Raw genomic sequence first — 14,505 nt, 5'->3', positions numbered from 1 at the left:
GGTGCTGTTTTTTTCTTATCATTGTTCAATTTTGTTATCATTACTATGAAAATAAAAAAGGGAGTGATCACATGGCAAAAAGCCAAGCGAAAAAGAAGCGGGGGCATCGATTGAGAAACGGCGGACGTGACGTCTTATTATCAAGAGGCAGCACACCATCTTTCAGCACACATGGAAGAATGACAAAAAGCAAAAAAGAGATTTTGAATAAACGGAAGCATAAGAATCCTTATGATCATACAGCAGTTGATGATAAGGATTTTTTTGTGCCCCAAAAAGCCGCCTAGCATTCATCTCTATTGTTTCTTTTTGAAAAAGGGCATGTTTTTCTGTTTCTTTCATACAATCTATTAAATCAAATCACTAGAGCGGGCGGGAGGAAACGGTATGCGAAAAATCTCTTATAAGGACATGTTTCTCAGGCATGTCAAAGATCATCTCTCTCTTTATATATTTGTGTCAGTGCTGTTTTTCATGGGTGTCATCTTTGGCGCGATTATTGTCAACAGTATGACCATCAGCCAGAAAGAAGATTTATACTACTACTTAAGTCAATTTTTTGGACAGCTTTCGGATGGAAAACAGGCAAGTTCAGCTGATATGTTTGGGCAAAGTATCTTTCATAATGCAAAGTATTTAGGCCTGATGTGGATACTGGGAATTTCCGTCATTGGGATGCCGATTATTTTCATTATGATCTTTCTGAAAGGGATCGTCGTCGGCTTTACTGTCGGGTTCCTAGTCAATCAGATGGGAGTAAGCGGGTTTTTCCTATCATTTGTCTCCGTTTTGCCGCAAAATGTGCTGCTGATTCCGGCTTATCTCATTATGGGCACATGTGCAATTGCGTTTTCTTTAAAGTTAATCAGACAGCTGTTCGTGAAACGAAGCCTGCATGACGCGCCGATTCAATGGTTCGGGCGGTATGCCTTTGTGCTGCTGGTCATTCTGTTTTTAGCGCTGATTTCATCTCTCTTTGAAGCATACTTATCTCCTGTTTTAATGGAAAAGCTTACATCTAGACTTTTTTAAAATCATTATTAAAAGAAAACCATTTTATTTATCAGTTTATAATAATTATAGTTGGAACTCTGCGCGTATTTTGTTATAATGAGTCATGGAATGCGGCGTAGGAGGGAAAGACATGGAAAACCGTATTGATCGTATTAAGAAACAACTGCACTCATCCAGCTATAAACTTACGCCACAGCGTGAAGCGACAGTAAGAGTGCTGCTTGAAAACGAAGAAGACCATTTAAGCGCAGAAGATGTATACCTCCTCGTAAAAGAGAAATCTCCTGAGATCGGTCTCGCTACAGTATACCGTACGCTTGAATTATTAACTGAATTAAAAGTCGTAGATAAAATTAACTTTGGAGACGGTGTGTCCCGTTACGACCTTCGGAAAGAGGGCGCAGCTCACTTTCATCACCACTTGGTGTGCATGGAGTGCGGAGCCGTTGATGAAATTGAAGAAGATTTGCTTGAAGACGTGGAAGAAATCATTGAACGTGATTGGAAATTTAAGATTAAAGATCATAGATTGACGTTTCACGGCATTTGCCACCGCTGTAACGGAAAAGAAACTGAATAGACGGTGCCGAGCGCGAACCTTTTCTCATGGGGAAAGGGTTTTTTGCTGTTTCTATGTATAAAACCTTTCTGATTTGGCATATGGTTTATATAACTGGAACCATAGGGAAAGGATCGATTAGGACATGGGAAGATTCCTGAAAACAGCTGTCGATGCATTGAAAGTTTTCATCCTGTTTACCGGTTTTACCGCTTTGTTCTATTATGCTATGATATGGGTGAATCAAGAGTATGAAAACTATCATCGGTATGATAAACCGGAAGGCTCCGCTGTAAAAGTTGTTGAAATGGATCAGGATGAAAAAGGCGGATGGTTCGACCGGTTGATCTTTTTTTACCAAAACGGGGAGTAGATCAAGAGTGAAAGATCAAATAAAGGATTTCATCCACTACGTTATGGTAGAGAGAGGGCTCTCTCAAAATACGATCGTATCCTATGAACGTGACTTGAAAAGCTATTCTCTCTACTTAACAGAAACCCTTCATGTTACAGATTGGAATCACGTTACCCGCATACATATTATCCAATACTTAAAGCATTTGAAGGACTCGGGGAAATCCGGCAAGACATCGGCGCGGCATTTGGCATCCATTCGCTCTTTTCATCAATTTCTGCTCAGGGAAAAAGTAACGGATAAGGACCCTTCCGTTCATATCGAAACACAAAAGACGGAACGGGCGCTTCCGAAGGTGCTCGCGCTCAATGAAGTCGAGCGGTTATTGGACACGCCTAAGCTGACGAGCCCTTTCGGATATCGGGATAAAGCAATGCTGGAGCTGCTTTATGCGACAGGCATACGAGTCAGTGAAATGATTGAATTGAAAACGGCTGATGTTCATTTATCTATGGGGTTTATCCGATGCTTCGGCAAAGGAAGAAAAGAACGGATTGTGCCAATCGGTGAAGCCGCTGCTTCCGCCATTGAGGAATATATGACAAAAGCCAGGGGAAAACTGTTAAAAAATAATGTATCTGACGCCCTCTTTTTAAATCATCACGGCAAACAGATCAGCCGCCAGGGATTTTGGAAGAACCTGAAAAAAATCGCATTGGAAGCCGGCATTAAGAAAGAGCTGACTCCGCATACACTCAGGCATTCCTTTGCGACGCATCTGCTTGAGAACGGGGCAGATTTAAGAGCGGTGCAGGAAATGCTCGGTCATGCGGATATATCCACGACGCAAATTTATACGCATGTGACGAAAACAAGGCTGAAGGATGTGTACAAGCAGTTTCATCCGCGAGCATAGCCGCAGGTGGCTGCGGCTTTTTTGTTTAGAGCGACAGAAAATATTGAAGTTTCTCATTATTTCCAAATACATTGTCAACGGGAATGAAAACGGTTTATACTTGAGTTGTCAGACCTCTTAGCGATACAATAGACGTATAGAAAAAAAGGAGGCTTTCAAGATGCCTGCATACAAATATAATCGTGTGTTTTTAATTGTGATGGACTCAGTCGGAATCGGCGAAGCGCCGGATGCCGCTGACTTTAATGACGAAGGCGCTCATACGCTCGGTCATATTGCCGAGCATATGAACGGATTACATATGCCGAATATGGCAAAGCTCGGCCTTGGTCTTATCGAAGATATCAAAGGTGTAGAAAAAACAGAACATCCGCTTGCCTATTATGGAAAAATGCAAGAAGCGTCAAACGGCAAAGATACGATGACCGGCCATTGGGAGATTATGGGTTTATACATTGATAAACCGTTTAAAGTGTTCCCGGAAGGCTTTCCTGATGAATTGCTTCAAGAGCTGGAAAAGAGATCTGGCCGCAAAATTATTGGAAACAAGCCGGCTTCCGGCACAGCGATTTTGGATGAGCTTGGCCAGGAGCACATGGAGACAGGGGCTTTAATTGTTTACACGTCTGCTGACTCTGTTCTGCAAATTGCCGCTCACGAAGAGGTTGTGCCGCTTGAGGAGCTGTATCGCATTTGCGAAACGGCGAGAGAGCTGACGCTTGATCCGAAATATATGGTTGGCCGCATTATTGCACGGCCGTTCGTCGGAGAGCCGGGTCAATTCAAACGGACGCCAAACCGCCATGATTATGCGCTGAAGCCGTTTGACCGCACTGTCATGAATGAATTGAAAGACTGCGGCTTAGATGTGATTTCAATCGGTAAAATCTCTGATATTTACGACGGAGAAGGCATTACTTCTTCACGCAGAACGGTTTCTAATATGGACGGAATGGACAAGGTGATCGATACGCTGGGAGAAGATTTTACGGGTCTGAGCTTTGCGAACCTTGTTGATTTTGACGCGTTATTCGGACACCGCCGTGACCCTGAAGGCTACGGACGCGCGCTTGAAGAATTTGATGCGCGGCTTCCGGAAGTGTTTGAAAAAATGAGAGAAGACGATCTGTTAATTATTACAGCCGACCACGGCAATGATCCGATTCATCATGGGACTGACCATACACGCGAGTATGTGCCGATTCTCGCTTACAGCAAAAAACATAAGAAAGCGCAAATGCTGCCGCTTGCAGATACATTTGCCGATATTGGCGCAACGATCGCTGATAATTTCCAAACAAATAAACCGAAATACGGGAAAAGCTTTTTATCTTTATTACAATAGGGGGACTGTTTCTTGAAGGACAGAATTGAACGCGCAGCCGCTTTTATTAAACAAAACCTGCCGGAATCTCCAAAGATCGGCCTTATTTTAGGCTCAGGTCTTGGCATTTTGGCGGACGAAATCGAAAATCCGGTCAAGCTGAAATATGAAGATATACCTGAATTCCCGGTATCTACTGTTGAAGGGCATGCCGGACAGCTTGTGCTTGGCACTCTTGAAGGAGTTTCCGTCATTGCAATGCAGGGCCGCTTTCATTTTTATGAAGGCTACTCAATGGAGAAAGTCACATTCCCTGTACGCGTGATGAAAGCGCTCGGTGTGGAAGCGTTGATCGTGACAAATGCCGCAGGCGGTGTCAACACTGAATTCCGTGCGGGAGATTTAATGATTATTACCGATCATATCAACTTTATGGGAACAAACCCGTTAATCGGGCCAAACGAAGCAGATTTCGGCGCCAGATTTCCAGATATGTCTTCAGCCTATGACAAAGATCTGTCCAGCCTGGCTGAAAAGATTGCGAAAGACCTTAATATCCCAATTCAAAAAGGCGTGTACACTGCTGTGACAGGACCTTCTTACGAAACACCGGCAGAAGTCCGTTTCTTAAGAACGATGGGCTCTGATGCAGTCGGCATGTCTACTGTTCCGGAAGTCATTGTAGCGAATCATGCGGGAATGCGGGTTCTTGGCATTTCCTGCATCTCTAACGCGGCAGCCGGAATTCTGGATCAGCCTTTAAGTCACGATGAAGTTATGGAAGTGACCGAAAAAGTAAAAGCTGGATTCTTAAAGCTTGTTAAAGCGATCGTCGCTCAGTACGAATAAATATGAATCAATGCAGGACCAAAAGACAGCTGTGTCTGATATCACACAGCTGTCTTTTTTTATGCCCAAAATTCGAAACATTTTCCATCAGTGGCGTATAAAACCATCACGCTTGGAAAAAATAAAAAGGATTATGAAATGGAGGGCTTTTGAGATGAAACGTCTTTTATCCACTTTGTTGATTGGTATAATGCTGCTTACATTTGCACCGTCTGCATTTGCAAAACAAGACGGAAAACGTACATCGGAGCTTGCTCATGAAGCGAAGTCTGCGGTGCTGATAGAACGTGACACGGGAAAAGTGCTTTACAACAAGAACAGCAATGAGAGACTGGCGCCTGCAAGCATGACGAAAATTATGACGATGCTTTTGATTATGGAAGCTTTAGATAAAGGCAAAATCAAAATGAGTGATAAGGTCCGTACAAGCGAGCATGCGGCGTCAATGGGCGGCTCACAGATATTCCTTGAGCCCGGCGAAGAAATGACTGTCAAAGAAATGCTGAAAGGCATCGCAATCGCTTCGGGAAATGACGCTTCCGTCGCCATGGCTGAATTTATTTCCGGCTCTGAAGAAGAATTTGTGAAGAAAATGAATAAAAAAGCAAAAGAGCTGGGATTGAAAAATACATCCTTTAAAAACCCAACAGGACTGACCGAGGAAGGACACTACAGCTCTGCTTATGACATGGCAATCATGGCTAAGGAATTATTGAAATACGAATCAATTACGAAGTTTACCGGCACGTATGAAGATTATCTGCGTGAAAATACAGATAAAAAGTTTTGGCTTGTAAATACAAATCGCCTTATCAAATTTTATCCTGGTGTAGACGGCGTAAAAACAGGCTATACAGGCGAAGCGAAATATTGTCTGACTGCTTCGGCTAAAAAAGGAAACATGCGGGCCATAGCGGTTGTATTCGGAGCGAGCACGCCTAAAGAAAGAAACGCGCAAGTGACAAAAATGCTTGACTTCGCCTTTAGCCAATATGAAACGCATCCTTTATATAAACGAAATCAAACAGTAGCAAAAGTAAAGGTCAAAAAAGGGAAACAAAAATTTATCGAACTCACTACATCTGAGCCGATTTCAATATTGACGAAAAAAGGCGAGGATATGAACGATGTGAAAAAAGAAATCAAGATGAAGGACAATATTAGTGCTCCGATTCAAAAAGGCCAAGAGCTTGGCACTCTTGTTCTGAAAAAGGATGGAGAAGTACTCGCTGAAAGTCCTGTTGCTGCAAAAGAAGATATGAAGAAAGCCGGGTTTATCACATTCTTAAAGCGGACGATGGGAGACTGGACAAAATTTAAGTAATTATGCCGAATGACCACTAGTTTTGTCACGGTGAAGGAATTCATTCCGTCGAAATCGAAACACTCATTATCCGATCATATCAAGGAGGAATGAGCATGAGCCTTGGAATTGACATGAATGTCAAAGAATCTGTGCTTTGTATTCGATTAACAGGCGAACTCGATCACCATACGGCTGAAACCCTGAAGCAAAAAGTGACTCAATCATTGGAGAAGGATGATATTCGCCATATCGTGCTGAACTTGGAGGACCTTTCCTTTATGGACAGCTCGGGGCTTGGCGTTATTTTAGGAAGATACAAGCAAATTAAGCAAATTGGCGGAGAAATGGTTGTTTGCGCTATCTCTCCTGCGGTGAAGCGATTGTTTGATATGTCGGGTCTGTTTAAAATTATCCGATTTGAACAATCTGAACAGCAGGCACTCCTGACACTGGGGGTGGCATCATGAAAAATGAAATGCACCTTGAGTTTTCTGCCCTCAGTCAGAATGAATCGTTCGCCCGTGTGACAGTTGCTTCATTTATAGCTCAGCTGGACCCGACAATGGATGAACTGACTGAAATCAAAACAGTCGTGTCAGAGGCTGTCACGAATGCGATTATCCATGGATATGAAGAGAACTGTGAAGGGAAAGTTTACATTTCAGTGACGCTGGAAGATCATGTCGTATATATGACTATTCGTGATGAAGGCTTAGGCATTACAGATCTTGAAGAAGCCCGTCAGCCTCTATTTACGACTAAGCCTGAGCTTGAGCGCTCTGGAATGGGCTTTACCATTATGGAAAATTTCATGGATGATGTCAGTATCGATTCATCGCCTGAAATGGGAACAACGATTCGCTTAACAAAGCACTTATCAAAAAGCAAAGCGCTTTGTAATTAAGGAGATTTGTTATGGATGTGGAGGTTAAGAAAAACGGCAAAAACGCTCAGCTGAAGGATCATGAAGTAAAGGAATTAATCAAACAAAGCCAAAATGGCGACCAGCAGGCAAGAGACCTCCTCATAGAAAAAAACATGCGTCTTGTTTGGTCTGTCGTACAGCGGTTTTTAAACAGAGGATATGAGCCTGACGATCTCTTCCAGATCGGCTGCATCGGGCTGTTAAAATCTGTTGACAAATTTGATTTAACCTATGATGTGCGTTTTTCAACGTATGCAGTGCCGATGATTATCGGAGAAATCCAACGATTTATCCGTGATGACGGAACCGTAAAGGTATCACGGTCATTAAAAGAGCTTGGAAACAAAATCCGGCGCGCGAAGGATGAGCTTTCGAAAACACTGGGCAGAGTGCCGACGGTGCAGGAGATCGCTGACCATTTGGAGATTGAAGCTGAGGATGTTGTACTGGCCCAAGAGGCGGTAAGGGCTCCATCTTCGATTCACGAAACCGTTTATGAAAATGACGGAGATCCGATTACCCTGCTTGATCAAATCGCTGACAACTCAGAAGAAAAATGGTTTGACAAAATTGCGCTGAAAGAAGCGATCAGCGATTTGGAGGAAAGGGAAAAACTAATCGTCTATCTCAGATATTATAAAGACCAGACACAGTCCGAGGTGGCTGAGCGGCTCGGGATCTCTCAGGTGCAGGTTTCCAGGCTTGAAAAGAAAATATTAAAACAGATCAAGGTTCAAATGGATCATACGGATGGCTAGTCTGCAGTGCAGGCTAGCTTTTTTGTGCAAAAGCGTGGTAATTTATGGTCTTTTCGAGCGGATGAATGAGAACAAAATCGAACCACATACTACATATATAACCACCGAAAGATGGTGATCAATGATGGAACGACGAATATTTATCCGGCTTCGCCACCGAGTGCTGGCACATCCAGGGGATATTATTACCGTTGGAGATGCCGCGCAAATAGAAGGGCAGCTTCAGCTGAAAAAGAAACTTTCGGCTATGCCGCTTTATCAGGTGAGCGAAAAAGATAAAAATATCGTAATTCTGGATATCATACAAGTCCTCAGAGCCATTCATTTACAAGACCCGACAATTGATGTTCAAACCGTAGGCGGAGCAGAAACCATTGTTGAAATTCAGTATCGAAAGCGAAATTTATCAACGGTTCTATTTATCGGTGTCTGGCTGCTTCTGTTTATTGGATCGTGTCTTGCCATCATGAACTTTCATGAGGATGTAAGCATGAGAGATGTTCATATCGCACTATATGAAATCATAACCGGAGAGAGGAATGACTATCCATATTTGCTTCAAATCCCATACAGCATCGGTTTGGGACTGGGGATGATCGTGTTTTTTAACCACATATTTAAAAAGCGCCTAAATGAAGAGCCCAGCCCGCTGGAGGTTGAGATGTTTAACTATCAGCTTGATCTCGATCAATATGTGGCCATGCATGAGAATCAAGAAACCATAAAGGATCTGCATGATCGTTAGTGTATTGTTCATCATTTTTGTCGGGCTCGGCGGAGGCATAACGGTGGGGGCGGGTTTCGTTGCTTTTTTAACCGTAATGGGAATCATTCCGCGGCTGATGCAGCTCACCAAAACAATGAGATTTGTTCAGGCTTATGAAGCGGCTGTTATTCTTGGCGCGGTTTGCGGGGGATGGGAGACGCTTCATATGAATCATCTTTATCTAACAAAATGGATAGCTGTGCCGGTCGGGCTTCTGGCAGGTTTGTTCGTCGGGATGCTAGCGGCTGCTCTTACAGAGGTTTTAAATGTCCTGCCGATTTTGGCGAAACGAATCGGGCTCAGAAGTAAAATCATTATTCTGTTAATGGCCATCGTGATTGGGAAAATCGCGGGATCTTTATTTCACTGGCTGTACTTTATTGACCATTCATAAGGAGGTTTCAAGATGACAAACATAAAAGAAAATTACAAATCAAAAGTGAAAACATATCAGCCTAAGCCGCCTTACGTCTGGAACTGTGTAAAAGCCTTTTTAGTGGGCGGACTGATTTGTGCAATCGGGCAAGGTCTGCAAAATTTTTATATCCATTTTTTTGATTTCAATGAAAAAACTGCGGGGAATCCAACAGCTGCAACGCTGATATTAATTTCTGCCCTGCTTACAGGGTTTGGAATCTATGACAGAATCGGACAATTCGCAGGCGCAGGTTCAGCCGTACCTGTCACGGGTTTTGCCAACAGTATGGCAAGTGCGGCTCTTGAATATAAAAGCGAAGGATTAGTGCTTGGAGTAGCGACAAATATGTTTAAACTGGCAGGAAATGTTATTGTTTTCGGAGTTGTAGCTGCATACATCGTTGGAATGATTCGGTTTGCTTTTGAGAAACTGATGTCATAGGAGGAGAAGAAAATGAAATTAACAGGAAAGCAAACCTGGGTATTTGAACATCCCATATTTGTCAACTCAGCGGGAACGGCAGCAGGACCAAAGGAAAAAGACGGACCGCTTGGCTCTTTATTTGATAAAACCTATGACGAAATGCATTGTAATCAAAAAAGCTGGGAAATGGCGGAACGGCAGCTGATGGAAGACGCTGTTAATGTTGCACTTCAAAAAAACAATCTGACAAAAGATGATATTGACCTATTGCTGGCAGGCGACTTGCTGAACCAAAACGTGACGGCTAACTATGTGGCAAGACACTTGAAAATCCCATTTCTTTGTATGTTTGGCGCCTGTTCAACATCAATGGAAACAGTGGCTGTCGCATCAGCCTTAGTTGATGGAGGGTTTGCCAAAAGGGCACTCGCTGCCACCAGCAGTCACAATGCAACTGCGGAAAGACAGTTTCGCTATCCGACAGAATACGGAGGCCAAAAACCGGACACTGCTACCTCCACTGTAACCGGAAGCGGTGCAGTTGTCATCAGTCAGACACCGGGTGATATCCAAATCACAAGTGCGACTGTCGGGAAGGTTTCTGATTTAGGAATTACAGATCCTTTTGATATGGGATCGGCTATGGCTCCGGCTGCAGCTGATACGATTAAGCAGCACTTTAAAGATCTCAACCGGACAGCGGATGACTATGATCTAATCCTGACAGGTGACCTGTCAGGCGTCGGTTCTCCAATCGTAAAAGACATTTTAAAAGAAGATGGATATCCAGTCGGCACAAAGCATGATGATTGCGGGCTTCTGATTTACACTCCGGATCAGCAGGTCTTTGCCGGGGGGAGCGGCTGTGCTTGTTCAGCGGTTGTCACCTACTCTCATATTTTTAAGCAGCTGAGAGAAGGAAAACTAAACCGTGTATTTGTCGTGGCGACCGGGGCGCTATTAAGCCCGACGATGATCCAGCAAAAAGAAACCATCCCGACTATCGCCCACGGGGTTGTATTTGAGCGTGCAGGAGGTGCATCTTAATATGGACTACCTTTTGGCTTTTGTCTGCGGCGGGGCCATCTGTATCGTCGGCCAGCTGCTCTTGGATATTTTTAAATTGACGCCAGCTCATGTCATGACATCATTTGTTGTAATCGGTGCAATATTAGATGGTTTCGGCATTTACGATAAATTTATTGAATTTGCCGGAGGAGGCGCCACCGTTCCGATCGTCAGCTTCGGTCACAGTCTTCTGCACGGCGCCATGCATCAGGCGCATATACACGGATTTATCGGAATCGGCATGGGGATTTTTGAGCTGACCTCGGCCGGTATCTCAGCCGCTATTCTTTTCGCCTTTATCGTAGCTGTTATTTTCAAACCGAAAGGATAATGCCGACATGACGACAAAACGCAAGGTCATACTGGTAACAGACGGGGATGTTTATGCCGCTAAAACAATTGAATACGCCGCAAGCAAAGTGGGAGGCCGATGTATTTCACAATCAAAAGGGAATCCTTCCACCCGCAGCGGCGCCGAGCTTGTCAAGCTGATCGCCTCAGCACCGTATGATCCTGTATTTGTCATGTTTGACGACTCCGGCCTTCAAGGAGAGGGCCCGGGAGAAGCCGCTCTAACCTATGTCGCAACCCATCCGTCTATTGAAGTGCTCGGTGTGATTGCGGTCGCGTCAAAAACACATCAGGCTGAATGGACCAGGGTCGATGTAAGCATTGACCGCAATGGAGAAATAACTGAATACGGCGTCGATAAAGTCGGGGAAAGGGAATTTGATGACCACAGAATGAGTGGAGATACAGTCTATTGCCTTGATAAACTTGATCTCCCGCTTATTGTCGGTATCGGGGATATCGGCAAAATGGGCAGAAAAGACGATATCTCAAAAGGGTCGCCAATCACCATGAAAGCGGTCGAGTTTATTTTAGAAAGGAGCGGGTATCATGCCGGACCACAAGGAAGAGAAAATTCGGGTTTATCGGAATCCAGCTAAAAATGAAGAGTATTTCAAAAACCGTGTTGGGATGGGGACGAGCTATGATGTAGGTGTTCGCAAGCTCACGATTTTAGATAAAGAGATCCAGCTTTACTATCTAAATGGATTATGCGATACAGCCTATATTATTCATTTAATGAGAGAGCTTGTTGCCATTAACAATCGGAAAGAAGACCCTGATGAGCTGGTCGACATCGTCGAAAACAGGCTGCTTAACGCCCAGGTCGAAAAAGTAAAAACCTTGGATGAAACCACCGACCAAGTGCTGTCCGGGCTCGTCGCTGTCATTGTTGAAGGTGCAGGCTTCGCATTTATAATTGATGTCAGAAGCTATCCGGGCAGAAACCCGGAAGAACCTGATACGGAAAAGGTGGTCAGGGGAGCCAGAGACGGATTTGTTGAAAATATCGTCGTCAATACGGCCCTTCTCAGAAGGCGGATCAGAGACGAACGCCTTCGAGTCAAGATGACTAAAGTTGGTGAGCGGTCAAAGACGGATTTAAGCATTTGTTATATAGAAGATATAGCTGATCCGGATCTGGTTGAGATCGTAGAAAAAGAAATTGCATCCATTGATGTCGATGGATTAACAATGGCAGACAAAACTGTCGAGGAATTCATTGTTAATCAAAGCTATAATCCTTTTCCGCTCGTGCGCTATACAGAAAGACCGGATGTGGCCGCAAATCATGTTCTAGAAGGCCATGTTATCATTATAGTGGACACATCGCCGAGTGTGATCATTACCCCGACGACTTTATTTCACCATGTGCAGCATGCTGAAGAATATAGGCAGGCGCCTTCAGTCGGGACCTTTTTAAGATGGGTAAGATTTTTCGGTATTCTTGCTTCTACTTTATTTCTTCCGATCTGGTTTCTCTTTGTGCTTCAGCCTGATCTGCTCCCGGACAACATGAAATTTATCGGTTTAAATAAAGATACGCATATCCCGATCATCCTGCAGATATTTTTAGCTGACTTAGGAATCGAGTTTCTCAGAATGGCTGCCATTCACACACCGACGGCTTTATCGACAGCAATGGGTTTAATTGCCGCTGTTCTGATCGGGCAGATTGCGATTGAGGTCGGCCTTTTTTCTCCTGAGGTGATTCTGTACGTCTCACTTGCGGCGATTGGAACCTTTACGACGCCTAGTTATGAATTAAGCTTGGCAAACAAAATGAGCCGTCTTGTCCTCATGATACTCGTTGCTTTATTTCATATAAAAGGGCTCGTCATCGGATTTACAGTGCTAATTATTGCCATGGCAAGCATCAAATCCCTTCAGACACCGTACTTATGGCCGCTGATTCCCTTTAACGGAAAGGCGCTGTGGCAGGTTCTTGTCCGCACAGCGAAACCTGGCGCAAAAGTAAGACCCAGCATCGTTCACCCCAAAAATCGCTTAAGGCAGCCTACCAATTCATAATCGCATTGAAACTGACTGAAGAGTATGATAATGTATGTCTTAATTATGAAGGGACAGTCCATAAAACTGTCCTTTCATCCATAAGCGGAGAAAGAGGGAATGACATTGTTCTTACACGGCACAAGCAGACAAAATCAACATGGTCATTTAGAAATCGGAGGTGTGGATGCTCTCTATTTAGCGGAGAAATATGGTACACCTCTTTACGTATATGATGTGGCTTTAATACGTGAGCGTGCTAAAAGCTTTAAGCAGGCGTTTATTTCTGCAGGGCTGAAAGCACAGGTGGCATATGCGAGCAAAGCATTCTCATCAGTCGCAATGATTCAGCTCGCTGAGGAAGAGGGACTTTCTTTAGATGTCGTATCCGGAGGAGAGCTATATACGGCTGTTGCAGCAGGCTTTCCGGCAGAACGCATCCACTTTCATGGAAACAATAAGAGCAGGGAAGAACTGCGGATGGCGCTTGAGCACCGCATCGGCTGCATTGTGGTGGATAATTTCTATGAAATCGCGCTTCTTGAAGACCTATGTAAAGAAACGGGTCACTCCATCGATGTTCTTCTTCGGATCACGCCCGGAGTAGAAGCGCATACGCATGACTACATTACAACGGGCCAGGAAGATTCAAAGTTTGGTTTCGATCTTCATAACGGACAAACTGAACGGGCCATTGAACAAGTATTACAATCGGAACACATTCAGCTGCTGGGTGTCCATTGCCATATCGGCTCGCAAATCTTTGATACGGCCGGTTTTGTGTTAGCAGCGGAAAAAATCTTCAAAAAACTAGACGAATGGAGAGATTCATATTCATTTGTATCCAAGGTGCTGAATCTTGGAGGAGGTTTCGGCATTCGTTATACGGAAGATGATGAACCGCTTCATGCCACTGAATACGTTGAAAAAATTATCGAAGCTGTGAAAGAAAATGCTTCCCGTTACGGTTTTGACATTCCGGAAATTTGGATCGAACCGGGCCGTTCTCTCGTGGGAGACGCAGGCACAACTCTTTATACGGTTGGCTCTCAAAAAGAAGTGCCGGGTGTCCGCCAATATGTGGCTGTAGACGGAGGCATGAACGACAATATTCGTCCTGCGCTTTACCAAGCTAAATATGAAGCTGCGGCAGCCAACAGGATCGGAGAAGCGCATGACAAAACGGTATCAATTGCCGGAAAGTGCTGTGAAAGCGGAGATATGCTGATTTGGGATATTGACCTGCCGGAAGTAAAAGAAGGCGATCTTCTTGCCGTTTTTTGTACAGGCGCTTATGGATACAGCATGGCCAACAATTATAACCGTATTCCGAGACCCGCCGTTGTATTTGTCGAAAACGGTGAGGCTCATTTAGTCGTGAAGCGAGAAACATACGAAGATATTGTAAAACTTGATCTGCCATTTAAAACGGGTGTAAAGCAATAAAAGAAAGCGCCGATTTT

General features: G+C 44.1%; 19 protein-coding genes. All 19 read left to right on the top strand.

Annotated elements, in window-relative coordinates:
* Positions 1-71: 71 nt before the first annotated feature.
* The 19 genes from yqkK (at position 72) to lysA (ending at position 14,488) form a co-directional block, all read left to right on the top strand.
* Positions 72-287 carry a hypothetical protein gene (gene yqkK / locus BSU_23540; RefSeq protein ID NP_390235.1) on the top strand — a complete coding sequence of 72 codons (216 nt, stop codon included), beginning with the start codon at positions 72-74 and terminating at the stop codon, positions 285-287.
* Between the two features lie 100 nt (positions 288-387).
* Complete coding sequence (gene spoIIM, locus BSU_23530) at positions 388-1,032, top strand: autolysin component for dissolution of the septal cell wall (stage II sporulation) (RefSeq protein ID NP_390234.1); 645 nt, start codon at positions 388-390, stop codon at positions 1,030-1,032.
* Between the two features lie 112 nt (positions 1,033-1,144).
* Positions 1,145-1,594, top strand: a complete 450-nt coding sequence (fur, locus tag BSU_23520; RefSeq protein ID NP_390233.2) for a transcriptional regulator for iron transport and metabolism — start codon at positions 1,145-1,147, stop codon at positions 1,592-1,594.
* A 124-nt stretch (positions 1,595-1,718) separates the two neighbouring features.
* Positions 1,719-1,946 (top strand): hypothetical protein, encoded by a 228-nt coding sequence (gene yqzK / locus BSU_23519; RefSeq protein YP_003097760.1) that lies wholly within the window; start codon positions 1,719-1,721, stop codon positions 1,944-1,946.
* A 7-nt stretch (positions 1,947-1,953) separates the two neighbouring features.
* Entirely contained in the window at positions 1,954-2,844 is an 891-nt protein-coding gene (ripX, locus tag BSU_23510; protein ID NP_390232.2) for a site-specific tyrosine recombinase for chromosome partitioning, read from the top strand.
* Positions 2,845-3,004: 160 nt separating this feature from the next.
* Positions 3,005-4,189 carry a 1,5-phosphopentomutase gene (gene deoB / locus BSU_23500; protein NP_390231.2) on the top strand — a complete coding sequence of 395 codons (1,185 nt, stop codon included), beginning with the start codon at positions 3,005-3,007 and terminating at the stop codon, positions 4,187-4,189.
* A gap of 12 nt (positions 4,190-4,201) precedes the next feature.
* Positions 4,202-5,017: a purine nucleoside phosphorylase gene (gene pupG / locus BSU_23490; protein NP_390230.1), complete on the top strand. Its 816-nt coding sequence runs from the start codon at positions 4,202-4,204 to the stop codon at positions 5,015-5,017.
* A 154-nt stretch (positions 5,018-5,171) separates the two neighbouring features.
* Positions 5,172-6,341, top strand: a complete 1,170-nt coding sequence (gene dacF / locus BSU_23480) for a D-alanyl-D-alanine carboxypeptidase (penicilin binding protein) (protein NP_390229.1) — start codon at positions 5,172-5,174, stop codon at positions 6,339-6,341.
* Between the two features lie 95 nt (positions 6,342-6,436).
* On the top strand, positions 6,437-6,790 hold the full coding sequence (gene spoIIAA / locus BSU_23470; protein ID NP_390228.1) for an anti-anti-sigma factor (antagonist of SpoIIAB): 354 nt from the start codon (positions 6,437-6,439) through the stop codon (positions 6,788-6,790).
* On the top strand, positions 6,787-7,227 hold the full coding sequence (gene spoIIAB / locus BSU_23460; RefSeq protein NP_390227.1) for an anti-sigma factor (antagonist of sigma(F)) and serine kinase: 441 nt from the start codon (positions 6,787-6,789) through the stop codon (positions 7,225-7,227). The genes spoIIAA and spoIIAB overlap by 4 nt, the downstream gene beginning before the upstream one ends.
* Before the next feature lie 11 nt (positions 7,228-7,238).
* Positions 7,239-8,006 carry an RNA polymerase sporulation-specific sigma factor (sigma-F) gene (sigF, locus tag BSU_23450; RefSeq protein NP_390226.1) on the top strand — a complete coding sequence of 256 codons (768 nt, stop codon included), beginning with the start codon at positions 7,239-7,241 and terminating at the stop codon, positions 8,004-8,006.
* A gap of 124 nt (positions 8,007-8,130) precedes the next feature.
* The gene (spoVAA, locus tag BSU_23440; protein NP_390225.2) at positions 8,131-8,751 is read left to right on the top strand and encodes a stage V sporulation protein AA; all 621 of its coding nucleotides are present in this window, start codon (positions 8,131-8,133) and stop codon (positions 8,749-8,751) included.
* Positions 8,741-9,166 (top strand): stage V sporulation protein AB, encoded by a 426-nt coding sequence (gene spoVAB / locus BSU_23430; RefSeq protein ID NP_390224.1) that lies wholly within the window; start codon positions 8,741-8,743, stop codon positions 9,164-9,166. The genes spoVAA and spoVAB overlap by 11 nt, the downstream gene beginning before the upstream one ends.
* Before the next feature lie 12 nt (positions 9,167-9,178).
* A complete protein-coding gene (gene spoVAC / locus BSU_23420) occupies positions 9,179-9,631 on the top strand; it encodes a mechanosensitive channel; stage V sporulation protein AC (protein ID NP_390223.1) in 453 nt (150 codons plus the stop codon).
* 12 nt (positions 9,632-9,643) lie between these two features.
* The gene (gene spoVAD, locus BSU_23410; RefSeq protein NP_390222.1) at positions 9,644-10,660 is read left to right on the top strand and encodes a stage V sporulation protein AD (uptake of pyridine-2,6-dicarboxylic acid); all 1,017 of its coding nucleotides are present in this window, start codon (positions 9,644-9,646) and stop codon (positions 10,658-10,660) included.
* 1 nt (position 10,661) lies between these two features.
* Positions 10,662-11,012 carry a spore germinant protein gene (gene spoVAEB, locus BSU_23402; protein ID YP_003097759.1) on the top strand — a complete coding sequence of 117 codons (351 nt, stop codon included), beginning with the start codon at positions 10,662-10,664 and terminating at the stop codon, positions 11,010-11,012.
* Positions 11,013-11,019: 7 nt separating this feature from the next.
* A complete protein-coding gene (gene spoVAEA, locus BSU_23401; RefSeq protein ID YP_003097758.1) occupies positions 11,020-11,631 on the top strand; it encodes a stage V sporulation germinant protein in 612 nt (203 codons plus the stop codon).
* A complete protein-coding gene (spoVAF, locus tag BSU_23390; RefSeq protein NP_390220.2) occupies positions 11,582-13,063 on the top strand; it encodes a stage V sporulation protein AF in 1,482 nt (493 codons plus the stop codon). The genes spoVAEA and spoVAF overlap by 50 nt, the downstream gene beginning before the upstream one ends.
* 105 nt (positions 13,064-13,168) lie before the next feature.
* Positions 13,169-14,488: a meso-2,6-diaminopimelate decarboxylase gene (gene lysA / locus BSU_23380; protein ID NP_390219.1), complete on the top strand. Its 1,320-nt coding sequence runs from the start codon at positions 13,169-13,171 to the stop codon at positions 14,486-14,488.
* Positions 14,489-14,505: the final 17 nt, after the last annotated feature.

The organism is Bacillus subtilis subsp. subtilis str. 168 (assembly GCF_000009045.1).
In the GTDB taxonomy this organism is placed as follows: Bacteria; Bacillota; Bacilli; order Bacillales; family Bacillaceae; genus Bacillus; species Bacillus subtilis.
Note: the sequence above shows the minus strand (reverse complement) of the source record. Positions and strands in the feature narration are given on the sequence as shown.